Raw genomic sequence first — 18,430 nt, forward strand, 5'->3', positions numbered from 1 at the left:
GCCTCGCTTCGGAACGCCCCCGTGACCTTCCGCCCCGGCCGCGGGATCGTTCCCGTTCCGTCACCCCGCGGTGACCTCCGGTGCGCCCCGCGCGGTGCGCACCGGGCCGCCGGACCGCCGCCGTACGCCGCTCCCCCGGAGCCCCGTACGGTAGGGGCATGCCTTGGCCGCCGCTCCTCCCCGCCCGACCGCGCCCACCGCACCGGGGCGCCCGCCGGACCCCGCTGCGCCTCGCCGCGGCGGCCGCCGCGGCCGCGCTGCTGGCCGCGGGCTGCGTCCCCGGCGCGGAGCAGGCCGCCCCGCCCGGCGTCGGACCGGTCGAGCGGGACGTCCGCTTCGCCAGCGGCCCGGACACCCTGTACGGCACCTTCGCGCTGCCGCCCGGGGCCGAGGGGAAGGTGCCGGCCGCGCTGATCATCTCGGGCAGCGGCCCCACCGACCGCGACGGCAACAGCCCCGGCCGGGCGGACGCGGAGACCAACCTCAACTTCGCCCGGGTGCTCGCCGACGCCGGGGTCGCCTCGCTCCGCTACGACAAGCTGGGCAGCGGCGAGACCGGCATGGGCTCCCGCGGCGCCGACGACCCGGTCGACTACGACGTCTTCGAGCAGGAGATGGTCGACGCCTACGCCGAGCTGGCCGCCCAGCCCGAGGTGGACCCCTCCCGCCTGCTGGTGCTCGGCCACAGCGAGGGCGCGCTGTTCGCGCTGCGCGCCCCGGAGGCCGTCGGCGGGCACCCGCCGGCCGCGCTCGTGCTGGCCGCCCCGCTCGGCACCCGGTACCTGGACCTGCTCGACCGCCAGCTGACCGAGCAGATGCGCACCGCGGAGACCGCCGGCACCTCCGAGGCCGACGTCACCGCCCTCCTCTCCGACGTGCGCACCGCCACCGCGCGGCTGCGCGCGGGCGAGCCCCTGCCCGAGGACCTCTCCCCGGAGCTGGACCCGCTGTTCAGCCCGCAGACCGAGCCGTTCCTCCGCGAGATCGACGCGCTGGACCCGCTCGACCTGGCCCGGGACCTCCCCGCCGGGACCCCCGCCCTGGTGCTGTGGGGCACCGAGGACGCCCAGGTCACCGAGGCCGAGGTGGACCGGCTGACCGGCGGGCTGCCCGACGCGGCCCGGGTCGACCTGGACGGCGCCGACCACGTCTTCCGGATGTACGACCCCGCCCCGGGCTCGGTCGCCACCGACGCCGAGCGCGGCTTCTCCCCCGACGCCGCCCCGGCCCTGGAGGACTTCCTCGACACGGCCCTGTGACCGGGCGCCGCTCCCGGCCCTCCCCGGTGTTCTCGGCGTCGCGGCCGCGTCAGAGCGCTCTGACGCGGCCGCGACGCCGAGAACAGCGCCCTGGTGCCGGTTCGGGCGGGCGCCCCGCCCCGGGTGGGCGGAGCGTCCGCCGGCGGCATGCACCGTCCCGCGGAAACACCCTCGGTCACCCTCCGGGTGACCGTTCGGCCCGCCGGCGGCCGGGATGCCGCGCCCCGGACGGGCCCGGCGGGAGCGGCCCGCCTGCGCCGCGGGGTCAGCCCCCGCTCTCCTCGATCCCGGCGACCACCTCGCCGGCCAGGCGCTTGGCGCCGTCGACCATGTCGGCGTCGGGGATCGGCTCGGTGCGCCCGTAGTCGGCCGCGGAGGAGTAGCAGGTCTCGACGTAGAGGTTGGCGGTGCGCACGCCGACGCAGCCCCAGCCGAGCGGGGCGACCTCGGCGTCGTACCAGGAGTAGGCCTCGTCGCCGAGCCCGGAGAGCGCGGTGCGCTCGTGCCGCTGCGAGGCGCCGTTCAGCAGCTCCGCGGAGGCCTCCTCGCCGGCGGAGCCGCCCTCGGTGCCGGTGCGCACCATGACCACGCGCACCGCGGAGGGCGTGTGCGCGGAGTCCTCTCCGGTCGCCCAGCGGCACTGCACGCCGTCGCGGCCCTCCTGCTCCAGGCCGTCGATGCGGCCGCCGATCTCGGCCTCGGCCTCGGGGACCAGCTCGTCCAGGACGCTCCCCTCGACGACCGGGCACTCGGGGGTCTTCTCGAAGCCGTCCGAGCCGACCAGGCCCACCACGGCCCACACCCCGGCGCCGACCAGCGCCACGCCGCCGAGGGCCAGCGCGGTGACGGCGGCGGTGGCGCACCCCCGGTTGGCGCGCGGCGCCTCCGGGGACGGGCCGGCGCCGCTCCCCGGCGGCCCCTGCGGCGGCCCGGAGGGCGGCCCCGCAGGCGGACCCTGCGGATTCTGCGGCCCCTGGCCCCCCTGCGGCCCGAAAGCGGAGGTCCCCTGCGGGGGCGGTGCGGGGTTCCCCTGCCCGGGGCCGCCCGGGCCGGGGCTCCCGGACGCACCGGCGGACGCCGCCGGAACAGTCCCGGTACGAGCCGCGCCGGCCCCGTCGGACGGCACCGCCGCTCCCGCCGGCGCTCCGAGCGCTTCCCCCGGAGCCGGCCGGCCGTCCGGACCGGCCGCAGCCCCCTGCTGATCCGCCCGGCCGGGCGCGCCGGAAGGCCCTGAAGGCCGACCGTCCCGCTCCGGATGCTCCGGGCCGCCGGCCGGGGGCGGGGAATCCGCTCCGGGAGCCTCGCCGTCCGGGGCCGACCGGTCGTCCGGACCGGCCGCGGGCGCCCCCTGCTCGGTCCGGGCGGGATCAGCGGAGGGCTCGGCGGGCTCCGAAGGCCGGTCGTCCTGTTCCGGGGCGTCCTGTGCCGAAGCGTCCTGTGCCGGGGCGTCCTGCTCCGGGGCGGGGGCGCCCGCTTCGGGGGCCTCGGTGTCCGGGGCCGGCCGGGGGCGTCCGAGCGGGGGCGGGGCGGTGCCGCCCTCCGGGTCGGAGGCGGACGGGCCGTCGTGCGGCCCGGTCCGGTCCGGCTGCTCGGACATGGGCGCCTCCCGGCTGGCTCATCGGTCAGGTCATCGTGTACGACAACCGTACAAGCGGGGCAGGCTTCGCGGAGACGGTCAGATCGCCGCTTCGACGCCCTCCGCCGCGGCGATCGCGGCGTCGCGCGCGTCCTCGTGGCCCAGCGGCGGCCCGCCGGCCCGTTCCGCTCCCCCGTAGGAGACCCGGACCAGCAGGTTGTCCTTGCGGAAGGCGACCTCGGCGGAGTCTCCGGCGGGGGTGGACCGCCAGGCCCGCGCGTCCTCGCCCAGTGCCGGGACGGCCGAGACGCCGCGCTGGATCGGCTCCAGGCCGGCCAGCGCCTCCTTCGCCGCCTCCGCCCCGGCCACCTCGCCGGAGCGGTCGGTGAAGAGCGCCCGGAAGCCGACCCGGAGCACCCGGGGCGGCACGCCGTCCTCCTCGGCCCCGACCGAGGTCCAGGTGCACACCGCCCCGTCGGAGTCCTCCAGCAGGCCGCGCTCGGCCGCGTCCAGCGCGGCCTCGCCGAGCGCCTCGTCCAGGACCTCGGCGGGGACGTCGCCGCACTCCGGCGCGGCCTGGAACAGGTCGTCCGGCCCCGCCTCGGCGGAGGGGCCGCTCCCCTCCGCCCAGAGCACGGCGGTGACCGACACCGCGACGACCAGCAGGGCCGCCGCAGCGGCGGCGGCCGCCCAGCGCACCCGGCGCGGGGCGGCCGCCCACAGGTTCGGCAGTCCGGCCACCCGGATCAGCCCACCACGATGTTGACCAGCTTGGGCGCCCGGACGATCACCTTGCGCACCGTCTTGTCGCCGATGAAGCCCTGGGCCTTCTCCGAGGCCAGCGCCCGGGCCTCCAGCTCCTCGGCGGTGATCTCCGGGGAGACCTGGAGCTTGTCCCGGACCTTGCTGTTCACCTGGACCACCGCGGTGACCTCCTCCTGCACCAGCAGGGCGGGGTCGGGGGTGCGCCAGTTGCCGATCGCCACCGATCCGGTGCGGCCCAGCCGCTCCCAGCCCTCCTCGGCGACGTACGGCGCCACCAGGGACAGGGTGATCGCGATGACCTCGGCCGCCTCGCGGACCGCCGGGTCGGCGGCGCCGGGGCCGCCGTCGATGGCCTTGCGGGCGGCGGTCACCAGCTCCATGATCCGGGCGATGGCGACGTTGAACCGCTGCTCCTCCACCGCCGCGGTGATCTTGTCCAGCGCCCGGTGGGTGGCCTTGCGCAGGTTCAGGTCGCCGGCGGCCGGGTCGGTGTAGGGCTCGGAGGCCTCGCCGGCCTGCACCATCACCCGGAACGCGCGGCCGAGGAACTTCAGCGAGGCGGCCGGGGAGACGTCGGCCCAGTCGATGTCGTCCTCGGGCGGGCCGGCGAACACCACGGTCAGCCGGACCGCGTCCACCCCGTAGGCGTCGATCTCGGCGCCCAGGTCGACGCCGTTGCCCAGCGACTTCGACATCGCCTTGCCCTGGTTGATGACCTGGCCCTGGTTCATCAGCCGGGTGAAGGGCTCGGTGAAGTCCACCATGCCCATGTCGTGCAGGACCTTGGTGAAGAAGCGGCTGTACAGCAGGTGCAGGATGGCGTGCTCGACGCCGCCGACGTACTGGTCGATCGGCCCCCACCTGCGCACCTTCTCCTGGTCGAAGGGGGCGGTGTCGGTCTGCGGCGAGCAGTAGCGCAGGTAGTACCAGGACGAGTCGACGAAGGTGTCCATGGTGTCGGTGTCCCGCTTGGCCGGCCCGCCGCAGCGCGGGCAGTCCACGTTGACCCACTCCTCGGCGGCGGCCAGCGGGGAGATGCCCTTGGGCGCCAGGTCGGCGCCGCGCAGGTTCTCCGGGAGGGTCACCGGCAGCTGGTCGTCGGGGACCGGCACCTCGCCGCAGTCCGGGCAGTGCACGATCGGGATCGGCGTGCCCCAGAACCGCTGGCGGGACAGGAGCCAGTCGCGCAGCCGGTAGTTGACCGCGGCGTCGCCGGTGCCGCGCTCCCGCAGCACCTCGGTGATCCGCGGGATGGCCTCGCTCTTGGCCAGGCCGTCCAGCGGGCCGGAGTTGGTCAGCACGCCCTCGCCGGCGGTGGCGACGCCGGTCTCGGCCGGGGCGCCCTCGCCGGTCTCGACCACCTCGCGCACCGGCAGCCCGAACTTCAGCGCGAAGTCCAGGTCGCGCTGGTCGTGCGCGGGGACGGCCATGATCGCGCCGTGCCCGTAGTCGGCCAGCACGTAGTCGGCGGCCCAGACCGGGATGCGCTCGCCGTTGACCGGGTTGACCGCGTAGCGGCCCAGGAAGACGCCGGTCTTCTCGCGCTCGGTGGACTGCCGCTCGATGTCGCTGAGCTTGGCCACCTGCGCCTTGTAGGCCTCGAACGCCTCGCGCTGCTCGGGCGCGCACAGCTCGTCGGCGAGCGGGGCGTCCGCGGCGACCACGAAGAAGGTGGCGCCGTACAGCGTGTCCGGGCGGGTGGTGAAGACGGTGACCGGCTCCTCGCGGCCCTCGATCGCGAACCGGACGTCGGCCCCCTGCGAGCGGCCGATCCAGTTCCGCTGCATGAGCAGGACCCGCTCGGGCCACTTGCCCTCCAGCCGCTCCATGTCCTCCAGCAGCCGGTCGGCGTAGGAGGTGATGCGGAAGTACCACTGGTTGAGGCTGCGCCGCACCACGTCGGTGCCGCACCGCTCGCAGCGGCCGTTGACCACCTGCTCGTTGGCGAGCACGGTCTGGTCCTTGGGGCACCAGTTGACCAGCCCGTCCTTGCGGTAGGCCAGGTCGCGCTCGAAGAAGCGCAGGAACAGCCACTGGTTCCAGCGGTAGTACTCCGGGTCGCTGGTGTGCAGCCGGCGCGACCAGTCGAAGGCGATCCCGTACCGCTTGAAGGACTCCGCCTGGGTCCCGATGTTGGCGTAGGTCCACTCGGCCGGGTGCGAGTCGCGCTTGATCGCGGCGTTCTCCGCGGGCAGGCCGAAGGAGTCCCAGCCGATCGGGTGCAGGACGTTGTCCCCGCGCTGGAAGCGGTAGCGGGCGACGACGTCGCCCATGGCGAACGCCTCGGCGTGCCCCATGTGGAGGTCGCCCGAGGGGTAGGGGAACATGTCGAGCACGTAGCTGCGCGGCCGATCGTCGGACGGGTCCTCCGAAGCGGCGAAGGGGTTGTCCTTCGCCCAGCGCGCCTGCCACTTCTCCTGGAGGGCGCGGGCGTCGTAGACGTCGCTCGCCACCTGTTCTCCCTCTACCGCTGTCATCGCTGTTCGTCCCTCTACCGGTTCGCGTTGGGGGGAGCACCGCTCGGACTGGGCGCCGTCCCGCGCCCGCGGCCCCTCGGCACCGGGGCGCCGCCTCCGGCCGGGGTCTCCCAGGCATCCAGGTTAGCGCGACACCGGCCCCCGGCCGCCCTTCGTCCGGGGCCGGGACCGGCGGCGACGGCGCGCCAGGCGGGTCCCGGCCCGGAGCCCCCGGGCCGGGCCGCCGCCCCGCCCCCGGTCGGAGCGCCCCTCCCCCGCCGCGGGGCCGGCGCCGGTCCCGCGGAACCGGCCCGCCCGCGTTGCGGGGGCGGGCCTCCCGGGTCCCCCGGCGGTGCAAGAATGCTCGGCGGGCGGCACCCCGTACCGCCCCCGCCGGCGCGCGTGGCCCACCCTTCCAGCGGTCGTCCGCGGACCGGGCGCCGCCGTGCCGGGGTCCGACGACAATTGGAGACCGCAGCCCATGACCTTCACCCCCGGTCCACGCACCGCCCGCGCCCTGTCCACCGCGCTGCTCGGGGCGGTGCTCGCGCTCACCGGCGCGGCCTGCGGAGGAGAGGCGGAGACCGAGAGCGGCACGGCGTCGTCGAGCTCTCCCGCGCCCGATCTCGGCCAGAGCCTGGACCGCATCCGGCTCACCGAGGGCGCCTCCTACACGATGGAGGACGGCTCGGGCGGCATGGTCACGATCCGGCTCACCGGGCACGAGAAGGGGGACGAGCCCTCGGTGGACATCAGCGTCGCCCCGGAGGAGGGCTCGGCCGCCGAGCACACCCTGCGGCTCGGCGAGGAGCTGGAGATCGGCGGCGAGCCGTGGCGGGTGTCGGAGATCGGGCTGAGCGGCTCCTCCTCCCAGCCGAGCAGCGCCACCCTGACCCGGGGCGGGGAGGACGGCGGGGAGTGAGCCGGGCGGGCCGCGCCCGGCGGCCGCCCTGCCGGAGGCGCTCCGGCCTGCGGCCGGCTCCGCCCCGGTGCGCCCCGCCGCGCCCGGCGGGGCGCGCCTCCCGGACCCCTGCACCCGCCCCGAGGGTTACCGTGCGGTAGAAAGTGAGCGGGAACACTCTTCGCACCCCTGGGAGACGCGATGCTGAACCTTTCCGTGCTGCTCGAAGACGGCGCCCGGACCACTCCGGAACGCGAATGCCTGGTCTTCGGGGATCTGCGGCTGAACTACGCCCTGGTCGACATGATCGCCAACCAGGTCGCCAACCTGCTGGTCTCCCGCGGTGTCGAGCCCGGCGACAAGGTCGCGCTGGCCAGCCCGAACGTCCCCTACTTCCCGTTCGTCTACTTCGGCGCGCTCAAGGCGGGCGCGGTGGTCGTCCCGCTCAACGTGCTGCTCACCCCGCGCGAGATCGCCTACCACCTGACCGACTCCGGCGCCAAGGCGCTGTTCGCCTTCACCGGCACCCCCGACCTGCCGCTCGGCGAGCGCGCCCATGCCGCCTTCGGCGAGGTGGACACCTGTACCACCTACATCGACCTGCCGGCCTCCCCCGGCGCCAAGGAGTCGTCCATCGAGGGCGCCGAGACGTTCTGGGCCGCCCTGGACGGGCAGCCCGGCACCTTCGAGTCGGTGCGCACCGAGGCCGACGACACCGCCGTGATCATCTACACCAGCGGCACCACCGGCGCCCCCAAGGGCGCCGAGCTCAGCCACAACAACCTGCTCTACAACGCGGTCTGCTCGAGCAACCTGTTCGGCAGCGCCGAGCACGACGTGTTCCTCACCGTGCTCCCGCTCTTCCACATCTTCGGCCAGACCACGATGCTCAACACCGCGCTGTACCGGCACGCCACCATGGTGCTGCAGCCGCGGTTCGACGGCGACGAGGCGCTGGCCCTGATGGAGAAGGAGGGCGTCACCGTCTTCGGCGGCGTGCCGACCATGTACTGGGGGCTGCTCGGCGCCAAGGGCGAGCACGACATCGCCAAGATCGCCGCGAACCTGCACACCGCGGTCTCCGGCGGCTCGGCGCTCCCCGCCGAGCTGGCCAGGAACGTCAAGGAGCGGCTGGGCGTGGAGATCCTGGAGGGCTACGGCCTGTCCGAGACCTCCCCGGTGGTCTCCTTCAACAACCCCAAGGTCAAGGCGAAGCCCGGCTCCATCGGCCGGCCGATCTGGGGCGTGGAGATGAAGCTGGTCGACGCGGAGTTCAACGACGTGGAGGGCGAGGGCCCGGCGGAGATCGCGGTGCGCGGCCACTGCGTGATGAAGGGCTACCACGAGCGCCCCGACGCCAACGCCCAGGTGCTCAAGGACGGCTGGTTCCGCACCGGGGACATCGCCCGCCGCGACGAGGAGGGCTTCTACTTCATCGTCGACCGGTCCAAGGACATGATCATCCGCGGCGGCTACAACGTGTACCCCCGGGAGCTGGAGGAGGTCCTGATGACCCACCCGGCGGTGAGCCTGGTCGCGGTGGTGGGCGTCCCGCACGAGAGCCACGGCGAGGAGATCAAGGCCTACGTGGTGCCCGAGGAGGGGGAGAAGGTCACCGAGGAGGAGCTCCTCTCCTGGTCCAAGGAACGGCTGGCCGGCTACAAGTACCCGCGGCTGATCGAGTTCCGCGACCGGCTCCCGATGACCGCGACCGGCAAGATCCTCAAGCGCGACCTGCGCTGACCCGCCGCCGGCGGCGTCCTCCGCCCCCTCGGCGGAGGGCGCCCCTCCCCCACTGGTCTCGGCGCCGCCGCCGTCCCGGCGCCGGTCGGGGCGGCGGCGCCGGGAGCGGCGCCGCAGGGTCCGGTCAGGGCAGCGGGCGCCAGCGCGCGCCGCATACGGTGCAGCGGTACTCGATGGGCCGGCCGCACACGCCGCAGTGCGGCTCCGGGCCGCGCCCGTCCGGCCGGTCGGCGTGCCGGTCGGCGAAGAACCGCGGCTCGCCGCACCGGTGGCAGCGGATCCGCACCCCGGTCGGGCTCTTCGGCCACGGGGCCTCCGGCTCGATGGGGTGGTCCGGCAGCGGGCCGGCCGCGGCTCCCCCGTCCGCCGGACCGCTCTGCGCAGCGCCGTCCTCCGTCACCCGACCGCCCCCTGGTCGCTCGCCCGGCTCCCGTCCCTCCCCTGCTTCCCCGGTATCGGCGCCTTACTCCGCCGACCCGTCCGACCTGCAAGGATCTCGATTCCGCGGGGGTGTCGGAGCGCTCCGGCGCCCCCGCGGCGCCGAGGTCATCGCCCGGAGGGCTCGGCGCGCACCCGGGCGGCCATCGCGGCGACCCGGGCGGAGGCCTCCGCCAGCCGGGACTCGGGCACCTCCCCGGCGGCCACCGCGGCGGCCACCGCCTCCAGGGCCGCCCGGTAGGCCTCCTCCCCGGTGCCGCCCGCGGTGACCGGGTTGCCCAGGCAGAGCAGGTCGGCGCCGGCGGCGAGCGCGGCGACCGCGCCGCGCGCCACCCCCTCGACCGGGTCGGCGGCGCCGGTGAAGCAGGTGAGCCCCTTCATGTCCAGGGCGTCGGTGATCGCGACGCCGGTGAACCCGAGCTCCTCGCGGAGCAGCGCGTACCAGCGCGGCGAGACGCTGGCCGGGGCGTCGTCCACCGCGGGGACGACGATGTGCCCGGCCATCACCATGTCCGCCCCGGCCCGCACCGCCGCGGCGAACGGCACCAGCTCGCGCTCGGCGAGCAGGCCGGCGCCGATGTCGATGACCGGCAGCGCCGCGTGCGAGTCGGTCCGGGTGTCGCCGTGGCCGGGGAAGTGCTTGGCCGCGGCCGCCCGCCCGGCCCGGTGCAGGCCCTCGATGAACGCGGCGCCGTGCCGCGCGGCCAGGTCCGGGCGGTCGCCGAAGGCGCGCACCCCGATCACCGGGTTGAGCGGGTCGGAGTTGACGTCGGCCACCGGGGAGAGCGCGGCGTCCACCCCGACCCCGGCGAGCTCCTCGCCGAGCCTGCGGGCCGTCTCCCGGGTGAGGCCGGTGTCGTCGGCGGCGCCCAGTTCGGCGTGGGACGGGTAGGGCGGCGTGCCTCCGGCGTGCAGCCTGCTGACCGCGCCGCCCTCCTCGTCGGAGGCGATGAGCAGCCCGGGGGCGAGCCGGTGCAGCTCCGCGGAGAGCCGGGCGGTGTCGCCGGTGAAGTTCTGCCCGAAGTACAGCACCGAGCCCAGCCCGCCCTCGATGGCGCGGACCAGCCAGGGCGGCGGCTCCGTGCCCAGGAACCCCGGCATCAGCACCGAGGCGGCCGCCCGCTCGATCCGCTCCGCCGCGCCCATCAGCCCTTCACCGCCCCTTGTACCAGGCCGGAGACCAGCCCGCGCTGAACGAACAGGAAGAACACCATCACCGGGATGGTCACGATGGTGGAGGCCGCCATCATCGCGCCCCAGTCGGTGGTGTTCTGGCCGGCGAACTGCCGCAGCCCCACGGCCACCGTGTAGTACTCCTCCATGTCCAGGAACGCGTACGCGATGAGGAACTCGTTCCACGCGGTGATGAAGGAGAAGATGCCGGTGGCGACCAGGCCCGGGGCCACCAGCGGGAGCAGCACCGACCAGAACATCCGGCCCCAGGAGGCGCCGTCGATGTAGGCGGCCTCCTCCACCTCCACCGGGACCGCCGCGGTGAACCCGCGCAGCATCCAGATCGCGAACGGCAGCGAGAGCGCCACGTAGACGATGGAGAGGCCGAGCAGCGAGTTGAGCATGTCCAGCGAGGAGGCCTGCAGGAACAGCGGGATGACCAGCGCCTCCAGCGGGACCATCTGCACGACCAGCACCATCACCAGCACCGTGGTGCGGAACCGGAAGCGGAACCGGGAGACCGCCACCGCGGCGAGCAGCGCCAGCAGCGCGCTGCCGAGCACGGTGGCCACCGCGATGAACAGCGAGTTGCCCAGGTAGCGGACGAAGCCCGCGTCGCCCAGCACGTAGGTGAAGTTGTCCAGGGTGACCTCGTCGGGCAGCAGCACCTCGGTCCCGGTCACGGTCCGCTTCGGCGCGAGCGCGCTGGAGAGCATGAAGTAGGCCGGGAACAGGGTGAACGCCAGCAGCCCGGCGACCGCGGCGAAGATGCCCGCCGAGGCCCAGGGCGAGCGCGTTCCGGTCCTCATCGGATCTCCTCCTCGCGGAACAGGGCGCGCAGGTAGACCAGGGTGACGGCGAGCAGCATCACGGTGAGCAGCACCGCGATCGCCGCGCCGGTCCCGTAGGCGGTCTGCACGATGCCCTGCTGGTAGGACCAGACGCCGAAGTTGAGCATCGCCGGGTTGGCCCCGTCGCCCCCGGGCATCAGGAAGACCTGGGCGAAGACCTTGAAGTCCCAGATGGTGGAGAGGATGGTGACCACCGCGAAGACCGGGCGCAGGGTGGGCACCGTGACGTTCCAGAACCGCTGCCAGGCGCCGGCCCCGTCGATCACCGCGGCCTCGTACAGCTCCTTGGGCACGGTGAGCAGCCCGGCCAGCACCGTCACCGCCACGAACGGGAAGCCGTGGTGGACGATGTTGAGCGTGACGATCGCGTAGAACGCCAGCCGGTCGGCGAACCAGTTGAACCCCTCGGGACCGAGCGCCCCGACCGCCTCCAGGCCCTGGCGGACGATGCCCCGGTCGACGTCGAAGATCCACACCCACACGTAGGTCCCGGACACCGCGGGCATCGCCCAGGCCACCATGATGCAGCTGATCACGATGGTGCGGGCGAGCGGCCGCAGCGCGGCCAGCAGCAGCGCCACCAGGGTGCCGAAGACGACGGTGGCCCCCACCGCGACCACCGCGAAGAGCACGGTGTTGGGCAGCGCGGTCCGCCACAGGTAGGAGTCGCTCAGCAGGTCGGTGTAGTTCGCGGCGCCGACGAAGTTCGTCCCGCCCTGGAACAGCTCGCGCAGGCCGTAGTCCTGCACCGACAGCCACAGCACCCGGCCCAGCGGGTAGAGCAGCAGGCCGCCGATGACCAGCAGGCCCGGCGCGAGCAGCGCCCAGGGCAGCGCGCGCCGGCGGGCGCGCAGGGACATCCGCCGGCGGCGGTTCGGGGGCGGCGGCGGGGCGGCCGGCGCCGGCCGCCCCGCGGTCACGGTCTCACTCACCTTGCTCGGGCCCTCACGACTCCTGGTTGAGGGTGCCGTCGATCTCTTCGTCGGCCTTCTTCGCCGCCTCCTCCGCGGTGGCGTCGCCGTTCAGGATCGACTGGGTCATCTCCGGGATGACCTGCTTGCCCTCGACCTGGCCCCACTGCGGGGAGACCGGGGCCGAGGCGCCGGCCTCCAGCGCCTGCACGGCGAACGGGGCGACCAGCGGGTCGTCGGACTCGGCGAGCGCCTCGATCTGGTCCTGGCGGCCCGGGAAGTAGGTGCTCTCCTCGGTCCAGCGCTGCGCGAACTCGTCGCCGGTGAGCAGCTCGATGTAGGACCAGGCGGCGTCCTCGTTCCCGCCGGCGAACATGCCCAGGTGCGAGCCGCCCATGAAGGAGGGGCTGTACCCGCCGTCCGGGCCGGGGATGGGGAAGGCGCCCAGGTTCTCGGCCAGCTCCGGGTCGGCCTCGGCGATGGCGGCCGGGGTCCAGCTGCCGGAGATCGCCATCGCCACCTTGCCGTCCACGAAGTTGTCCTGGACGTCGGTCTCCTTCCAGGTGGCGGCGCCGGTGCTGGAGACGCCGTCCTCCAGCGCCAGGTCGGTGTAGAACTCCAGGCCCTCCACCGACTCGTCGGAGGAGAGCGTCCCGGTCCACTCCCCGCCGTCCTGCTCGGCGATGCCGCCGCCGGCGCCCCAGATGAACGGCATCACCGAGTAGGGGGCGGCGCCGGGGACCGGGAAGGCGGTCATGTCGTCCTCCCCCTCCTCGGCGATGGTCTTGGCGGTCTCGCGCAGCTCGTCCCAGTTCTCCGGGACCTCCAGGTCGAGCTCCTCGAACACGTCGGTGCGGTAGATGATCGAGCGGATGCCGGCGTACCAGGGCATGCCGTAGACCTGGCCGTCGTAGGTGCCGGCCTCGACCAGGGCCGGGTTGTAGGCGCCGGTGTCGCCGACCCGGTCGGTCAGCTCGACCAGGGCGCCGACCTCGGCGAACTCGGGGGTGAAGGTGGTGCCCAGCTCGGCGACGTCGGGCAGGGTGCCGCCGGCCATGCCCTTGGTGAACCGGTCGTGCGCGTCCGCCCAGGGGACGAACTCCACCTCGACCGGCATCCCGTGCTCCTCTTCGAAGCGCTCGCCGACCGCTTCGAAGTACTCGGTGGCGTCGGGGTTGGTGCCCTCCATGATCCAGACGGTGAGGGCGCCGTCGTCCCCGCCGCCGCCTCCTCCGCCGCATGCGGTGGCGGCCAGGCCGAGCGCCGCCGCGGCGGCGGCCGCGGGCAGCGCCCGGCGCGCGGTACGTGCGGGGTTCCCTCTCCGGGTGCGGTGTCCGGTGGCGGGCTGGGGATTCTTCGTCTCCATCGGCGTCCTCCCATCCGGGAACGTCCCCGCGGATGCGGGGCGTCCAGGGCCCCCCGGGGGTTCTGTAGAAAAACTACGCACACCGGTGGGTGCTGTGAAGACAAGTAACGCGGATGTTATGACCTGCCCCACAGGCGGGACCCACTGTGCGCATCACGTTACATTCGGCACCCGGCGCGGGCCGCGGACGCCTCGCGGAACCGCCCGTTTTCCCTTCCCCTTCCCCGGCCTCCCCCGGACCCGGCTCAGAAGGCGCACGGCATCGACTTGACGCCGTTGACGAAAGAGGAGAGGAGCCGCTGCGGCGGGGCGGTGGAGTGGATCCCGGGCACCCGCCGGTGCAGCTCGCGCAGCATCACGGTGATCTCCCGCCGGGCGAGGTGGGCGCCGAGGCAGAAGTGCGGCCCGGGCCCGCCGAAGCCGACGTGCGGGTTGGGCGAGCGGGTGACGTCGAACTCGTCCGGCCGGTCGAAGACCGCCTCGTCCCGGTTGGCCGAGGGGTAGATCAGCAGCACCTTGTCGCCGGCCCGGTAGTGCACGCCGTTCATCTCGTGGTCCCGGGTGACGGTGCGGCGCATCCAGTTCACCGGCGAGGAGTACCGGACGACCTCCTCCACCGCGGTCCCGGCGTGCGCCTCGAAGTCCGACCACCACAGCTCCCGCTGGGCGGGGTGGAGGGTGAGCAGTTCGAGCGCGTGGCTGATGCCGTTCCGGGTGGTCTCGTTGCCGGCCACCGCCAGCAGGATGAAGAAGGAGCCGAGCTCCTGGTCGGTGAGGAGCTCGCCGTCGATGTTGGCGTGCACCAGGGCGGAGGTGAGGTCGTCGGCGGGCCGCCGGCGGCGCTCCTCGGCCAGCTCGGCGAGGATCCCGGAGAGCTCCGCCCCGGCCTCCAGCAGCCGGCGCACCGCGGTGTCGGCGTCCTCGCCCAGGTAGTCCGGGTCGTTGCCGGCCAGGACGATGTTGGAGTCGGCGAAGACGGTCTCCCGCCGGTCCTCCGGGATGCCCATCATCGAGCAGATGATGTTGAGCGGCAGCCGGGCCGCCGCCTCGGAGACGAAGTCGCACGGCCCCTTCTCCAGCAGGCCGTCCACGATCAGCGCGGCCTCGCGGTGGACGTCGTCGTCGAGCTTGGCGAGCATCCGGGGGGTGAAGCCGCGGGAGACGATCCGGCGCAGCCGCGCGTGCCGCGGGTCGTCCATGTTGATCATCGACCCGAAGTACTCGGCGAACTCCTGCGGCATGTCCGGGATGGAGATGGCGCTCGGCTCGGAGGCGAAGACCTGCGGGGTGCGGCTGGCCTCGACCACGTCGGCGTGGCGGACCAGCGCGTAGTAGCCGGGCCCGGCGGGCACCGGGCCCATGTCCGGCTCGGCGAAGAACACCGGGGCGTGCCGGCGGAGCCGGGCGAAGTCGCGGTGGCGCTCGCTCGGCGGCCGGCTCCAGAACTTCATCGCGGACAGGTCGATGTCGGCCACTTCGGCCGGCGGTGTGGAGAGCATGGGGGGCCTTCCGACTGGCGTGTCTCACCCCACACTCTTTACACAGCACCCTCTTGTGTCAAGCGTCCTGGTCCGGGCCTCCTTCGGAGACGCCGGCCGCGATCCGCAGCGTGGAGATGAGCTCGGCGGGCCGGTAGACGGCCCGGCCGACCGCCGCGCAGAACGCGGCCAGCATGTGCACCGCCACCATCGGGTCGCCGTGCGAGAGCCGCTCCGCGGCCTCCTCCTCGCCGACCGAGTACGCCTCCCAGACGGTCACCACGGCGAACTCCAGCTCGGGCGGGAGCATGTCGGCGACGGCCGCGGCCACCGCCTCGCGCGAGTCCGCCGGCTTGTAGACGACACCGGTCTCCTGCACCCGGCGGGTCAGGAAGGCGGTGAAGACCCGCAGCTCCGAGGTGACCGTCTCGACGGCCCCCTCCTCCTCTGCCCGGGCGGCGGACGCGGCCAGCGCGTCCCGGTCGGAGCGGACGTAGGCGTCGATGATCTCGATGGCGAGCGCGGCGGCCCGCCGGCGGTCGTCTCGGGGTTCTTCCGGCATGCCCCCATGATCCCCTACCCGGCCCGCCTCCCCGGTGCCGGGCCCGCCCGCGCCGCCCGACGTGTCGCGGCCGGTCCGCCCCGCGGTGCTCTCCGCGGGGCGGACCGGCCGGGGGCGCGGTCGGGAGGAGGCGGTCAGGAGAAGGACGGGCGGAGCGGCATGCGCGCGTCGGTGCCGTCCGGCTTCACCCCGAGGATCTGGTGGAGCTGCACCACGTTCTTCTCGAAGCCCAGCACGCAGCCGGCCATGTACAGCCGCCACACCCGGGCGGTGCCCTCGCCGACCTCGCGCACCGCCGCGTCCCAGTTCCGGTCCAGGTTGGCGCACCATTCGCGCAGGGTGAGCGCGTAGTGCTCGCGGAGGTTCTCCTGGTGGCGGATCTCGAAGCCGGCGTCGTTCATCTTCGCCTGCAGCCAGCCCGGCCCCTCCAGCTCGCCGTCGGGGAAGACGTAGCGGTTGATCACCCCGCCCGGCTTCATCGGCGGCTCGTCGTTGCGCGGCCGGGTGATGCAGTGGTTGAGCAGCCGCCCGCCCGGCTTGAGCTTGGCGTGCAGCGCGGCGAAGTAGTCCGGCACGTTCTTCTTGCCGATGTGCTCGGTCAGGCCGATGGAGCTGATCCGGTCGTAGGCGCCGTCCGGGAGGTCCCGGTAGTCCATGTGCCGGACCTCGGCCAGGTCGCCCAGGCCCTCCTGGGCGATCCGCTTGCTCGCCCACTCGGCCTGCTCCTTGGAGAGCGTCACGCCGAGCGCCTTGACGCCGTGCTCCCTGGCCGCGTGCATCACCATCCCGCCCCAGCCGCAGCCGACGTCCAGCAGCCGCATCCCGGAGCGCAGGTCCAGCTTGCGGGAGACCAGCTCGTACTTGGCGAACTGGGCCTCCTCCAGGGACGCCTCCGCGGTGGGGAACACCGCGCAGGTGTAGGTCATCGACGGCCCGAGCACCAGCTCGTAGAAGGCGTTGGAGACGTCGTAGTGGTGGTGGATGGCCTCCGCGTCGCGGCTCCGGCTGTGCCGCCAGCCCAGCCCGGACAGGCGCGAGCGGGTCATCTCCTGCGGCGGCGGGGCGACCCGGTTGACGAACTTGACCCAGCCGATGCTCCGCACGATCCCGGCCAGCTCCCGGGCGGAGACCGCCGGGCGGTCCGCGAAGACGACGTCGCTCATCCGCTTGAGCGCGGTGTACATGTCGCCTTCGAGGTCGATGTGGCCGGAGACGTAGGCCCGGGTGAGCCCCAGCGCCCCCGGCGACTGGGCCAGGTAGTTGAGCGCCACCGGGGTGCGGACCACGATGGCCACGTCACTGCCGGGATCGCCTGCCGTGCTGCCGTCATAGGCGCGGAACGCTACGGGCGCGTCGGTGCCCACGACGCGTTCGAAGATCTCCGCAAGCCGCATGTTCGCTCCTCTTCGTCACGGCACGTCGCCCCGACTCCCCCGGAGCGGGGCCGGCGTGTCATCTCACCTGCTGCTGACGCATTTGGCGTAGAGGTCGAGAAGGCGCCCCTGGGGGTCGTAGGCGTCCTTCAGCGCCCGGTAGCCGTCGCCGTTGTAGAGCCGCCAGAACTCGTCCTCGGTGTAATAGGCGTCCGAGTAGAGGGATTTATGCCCGCCCAGCCGGGAGACCTCCTCCTCGACCAGCCGGTTGTGGTGGTGCCGGCGCTGCCCGCGCGTCATCGGCACCATCCCCCAGAACCCGAAGTTCACGTAGAGCCGGTCCCGCTCCAGCGGGTAGAGCGGCCAGGCGGGGCCGTCCTCCCCGGCGCCCGGCGCCGCCGCCCCCTCGGGCCGGTCCCGCAGCCGCATCGGGCACATCCAGATCGGCGACAGCCCGATCTCGGAGTGGAAGAACTCCAGGAACTCCGCGCCGCGCTCCACCCCGACCTCGATGTCCTGGATGACCGGCTCCTGCTGGGGCAGCCCCCGGTAGTGGTTGAGCAGCCGGCTGAAGTCGGTCCGCCGGTCCAGCGCGATCAGCCTGCGGTAGACGTCGGAGCGCTTGAGCGAGCGCGGCCAGAACCTCCGGATCCTCGGGTTCTGCACGCCGAACGCCCGCGAGCACCAGAACCAGTCGGTGTCCCAGCGCCACAGGTAGTCCTCGGTGGTGAGGTAGTCGCCGGGGCCGCTGCCCGCGTAGCGCGGGATCGACGTGTAGTAGATGTCGTTGCCGGCGTAGTCGCTGGTCCACGGCGCGCTGTCGGTGAAGGAGGCGACGGTCAGGTAGAGCTCGTCGGGACCGAAGGCGACCCCGTCCACGAAGTCGGCCCGCTCGCCCTCGTGCTCGCGCTCGGCGCAGATCCGGGAGAAGGCGTCCATCGCCTCCTTCGCGTCGGCGAACCGCAGGTGGCGCAGGTGCACGAAGGGCGCGACCGGCTCCAGCTCGATGCGGAGCCGCAGGCTGTAGCCGAGCGTGCCGTAGGAGTTGGGGAACCCGCGGAACAGCTCGGCGTGCTCGTTGTCCGGGCGGGCCACCACGGTGTCGCCGGTGGCGGTGAGGATCTCGATCTCCTGGACCGACTCGTGCGGCAGCCCGTTCCGGAACGAGGTGGACTCGATGCCCAGGCCGGTGACGGCGCCGCCCAGGGTGATGGTGCGCAGCTGCGGCACCACCAGCGGCATCAGCCCGTGCTGCAGGGTGGCGGCGACCAGGTCCTCGTAGGTGGTCATGCCGCCGACCTCGGCGGTCCGCCGCTCCGGGTCCACCGAGATCACCGAGGTGAAGGCGGAGACGTCCAGCCGGGGGCCGTCGTCGGAACCGCGGAACCGGAACAGGTTGGAGGTCGGTTTGGCCAGGCGGACCGGCGCCCCCTCGGGCAGCGCGGCGAAGTCCCTGCGCAGTCGCTGTACGGCCGCGACGTGGTCGGCGAAGTCCCGCTGCGGAGGCTGACGATGCACGTTCACTCACCCACTCCGGCGCTGCGCGGCGCCATAGACGACGGACGGCCCCGAGCAACC

The 18,430-nt window shown here is 73.9% G+C and carries 15 protein-coding genes; 3 read left to right on the top strand and 12 right to left on the bottom strand.

Features of this window, described 5'->3' with window-relative positions; translation table 11 throughout:
* Positions 1-158 precede the first annotated feature (158 nt).
* The gene (locus D459_RS0117720) at positions 159-1,259 is read left to right on the top strand and encodes an alpha/beta hydrolase family protein (protein WP_017594350.1); all 1,101 of its coding nucleotides are present in this window, start codon (positions 159-161) and stop codon (positions 1,257-1,259) included.
* Positions 1,260-1,524: 265 nt separating this feature from the next.
* On the opposite strand, the gene D459_RS32020 is transcribed toward D459_RS0117720, so the two are convergent.
* From D459_RS32020 to leuS, 3 genes are all read right to left on the bottom strand, one after another.
* Positions 1,525-2,082, bottom strand: coding sequence for a hypothetical protein (locus tag D459_RS32020; RefSeq protein WP_241485069.1), 558 nt, complete (start codon positions 2,080-2,082; stop codon positions 1,525-1,527).
* Between the two features lie 852 nt (positions 2,083-2,934).
* Positions 2,935-3,576: a hypothetical protein gene (locus D459_RS0117730; protein ID WP_017594351.1), complete on the bottom strand. Its 642-nt coding sequence runs from the start codon at positions 3,574-3,576 to the stop codon at positions 2,935-2,937.
* Between the two features lie 5 nt (positions 3,577-3,581).
* Positions 3,582-6,077 (bottom strand): leucine--tRNA ligase, encoded by a 2,496-nt coding sequence (leuS, locus tag D459_RS0117735; RefSeq protein WP_026120494.1) that lies wholly within the window; start codon positions 6,075-6,077, stop codon positions 3,582-3,584.
* Positions 6,078-6,537: 460 nt separating this feature from the next.
* Here leuS and D459_RS0117740 point away from each other — a divergent pair, with 460 nt between their 5' ends.
* The gene (locus D459_RS0117740; protein WP_017594353.1) at positions 6,538-6,978 is read left to right on the top strand and encodes a DUF6406 domain-containing protein; all 441 of its coding nucleotides are present in this window, start codon (positions 6,538-6,540) and stop codon (positions 6,976-6,978) included.
* A gap of 180 nt (positions 6,979-7,158) precedes the next feature.
* Entirely contained in the window at positions 7,159-8,700 is a 1,542-nt protein-coding gene (locus tag D459_RS0117745) for a long-chain-fatty-acid--CoA ligase (protein WP_017594354.1), read from the top strand.
* Between the two features lie 124 nt (positions 8,701-8,824).
* On the opposite strand, the gene D459_RS0117750 is transcribed toward D459_RS0117745, so the two are convergent.
* The 9 genes from D459_RS0117750 to D459_RS0117790 all read right to left on the bottom strand — a co-directional run bounded on the left by D459_RS0117750 (position 8,825) and on the right by D459_RS0117790 (position 18,376).
* Positions 8,825-9,100 carry a hypothetical protein gene (locus tag D459_RS0117750; protein ID WP_017594355.1) on the bottom strand — a complete coding sequence of 92 codons (276 nt, stop codon included), beginning with the start codon at positions 9,098-9,100 and terminating at the stop codon, positions 8,825-8,827.
* A 146-nt stretch (positions 9,101-9,246) separates the two neighbouring features.
* A complete protein-coding gene (locus D459_RS0117755) occupies positions 9,247-10,284 on the bottom strand; it encodes a glycoside hydrolase family 3 N-terminal domain-containing protein (protein WP_017594356.1) in 1,038 nt (345 codons plus the stop codon).
* Entirely contained in the window at positions 10,284-11,120 is an 837-nt protein-coding gene (locus D459_RS0117760) for a carbohydrate ABC transporter permease (protein ID WP_017594357.1), read from the bottom strand. The genes D459_RS0117755 and D459_RS0117760 overlap by 1 nt, the downstream gene beginning before the upstream one ends.
* Complete coding sequence (locus D459_RS0117765; RefSeq protein ID WP_169558464.1) at positions 11,117-12,022, bottom strand: carbohydrate ABC transporter permease; 906 nt, start codon at positions 12,020-12,022, stop codon at positions 11,117-11,119. Before D459_RS0117765 ends, D459_RS0117760 begins: the two co-directional genes overlap by 4 nt.
* A gap of 85 nt (positions 12,023-12,107) precedes the next feature.
* Positions 12,108-13,439, bottom strand: a complete 1,332-nt coding sequence (locus D459_RS0117770; RefSeq protein ID WP_017594359.1) for a sugar ABC transporter substrate-binding protein — start codon at positions 13,437-13,439, stop codon at positions 12,108-12,110.
* A 245-nt stretch (positions 13,440-13,684) separates the two neighbouring features.
* On the bottom strand, positions 13,685-14,938 hold the full coding sequence (locus D459_RS0117775) for a cytochrome P450 (RefSeq protein ID WP_017594360.1): 1,254 nt from the start codon (positions 14,936-14,938) through the stop codon (positions 13,685-13,687).
* A 58-nt stretch (positions 14,939-14,996) separates the two neighbouring features.
* Positions 14,997-15,479 (bottom strand): hypothetical protein, encoded by a 483-nt coding sequence (locus D459_RS0117780; protein ID WP_017594361.1) that lies wholly within the window; start codon positions 15,477-15,479, stop codon positions 14,997-14,999.
* Between the two features lie 134 nt (positions 15,480-15,613).
* Positions 15,614-16,873 carry an SAM-dependent methyltransferase gene (locus tag D459_RS0117785; protein WP_017594362.1) on the bottom strand — a complete coding sequence of 420 codons (1,260 nt, stop codon included), beginning with the start codon at positions 16,871-16,873 and terminating at the stop codon, positions 15,614-15,616.
* Between the two features lie 63 nt (positions 16,874-16,936).
* Positions 16,937-18,376: an FAD-binding oxidoreductase gene (locus tag D459_RS0117790; RefSeq protein WP_017594363.1), complete on the bottom strand. Its 1,440-nt coding sequence runs from the start codon at positions 18,374-18,376 to the stop codon at positions 16,937-16,939.
* Between the last annotated feature and the right edge of the window lie 54 nt (positions 18,377-18,430).

It is taken from the genome of Nocardiopsis potens DSM 45234 (genome assembly GCF_000341105.1).
GTDB lineage: Bacteria > Actinomycetota > Actinomycetes > Streptosporangiales > Streptosporangiaceae > Nocardiopsis_A > Nocardiopsis_A potens.

Coding starts and splice junctions, on each gene's coding strand:
- D459_RS0117720 (WP_017594350.1), top strand. CDS start 159: ATGCCTTGGCCGCCGCTCCTCCCCGCCCGACCGCGCCCACCGCACCGG.
- leuS (WP_026120494.1), bottom strand. CDS start 6,077: ATGACAGCGGTAGAGGGAGAACAGGTGGCGAGCGACGTCTACGACGCC.
- D459_RS0117740 (WP_017594353.1), top strand. CDS start 6,538: ATGACCTTCACCCCCGGTCCACGCACCGCCCGCGCCCTGTCCACCGCG.
- D459_RS0117745 (WP_017594354.1), top strand. CDS start 7,159: ATGCTGAACCTTTCCGTGCTGCTCGAAGACGGCGCCCGGACCACTCCG.
- D459_RS0117755 (WP_017594356.1), bottom strand. CDS start 10,284: ATGGGCGCGGCGGAGCGGATCGAGCGGGCGGCCGCCTCGGTGCTGATG.
- D459_RS0117760 (WP_017594357.1), bottom strand. CDS start 11,120: ATGAGGACCGGAACGCGCTCGCCCTGGGCCTCGGCGGGCATCTTCGCC.
- D459_RS0117765 (WP_169558464.1), bottom strand. CDS start 12,022: ATGTCCCTGCGCGCCCGCCGGCGCGCGCTGCCCTGGGCGCTGCTCGCG.
- D459_RS0117770 (WP_017594359.1), bottom strand. CDS start 13,439: ATGGAGACGAAGAATCCCCAGCCCGCCACCGGACACCGCACCCGGAGA.
- D459_RS0117775 (WP_017594360.1), bottom strand. CDS start 14,938: ATGCTCTCCACACCGCCGGCCGAAGTGGCCGACATCGACCTGTCCGCG.
- D459_RS0117780 (WP_017594361.1), bottom strand. CDS start 15,479: ATGCCGGAAGAACCCCGAGACGACCGCCGGCGGGCCGCCGCGCTCGCC.
- D459_RS0117785 (WP_017594362.1), bottom strand. CDS start 16,873: ATGCGGCTTGCGGAGATCTTCGAACGCGTCGTGGGCACCGACGCGCCC.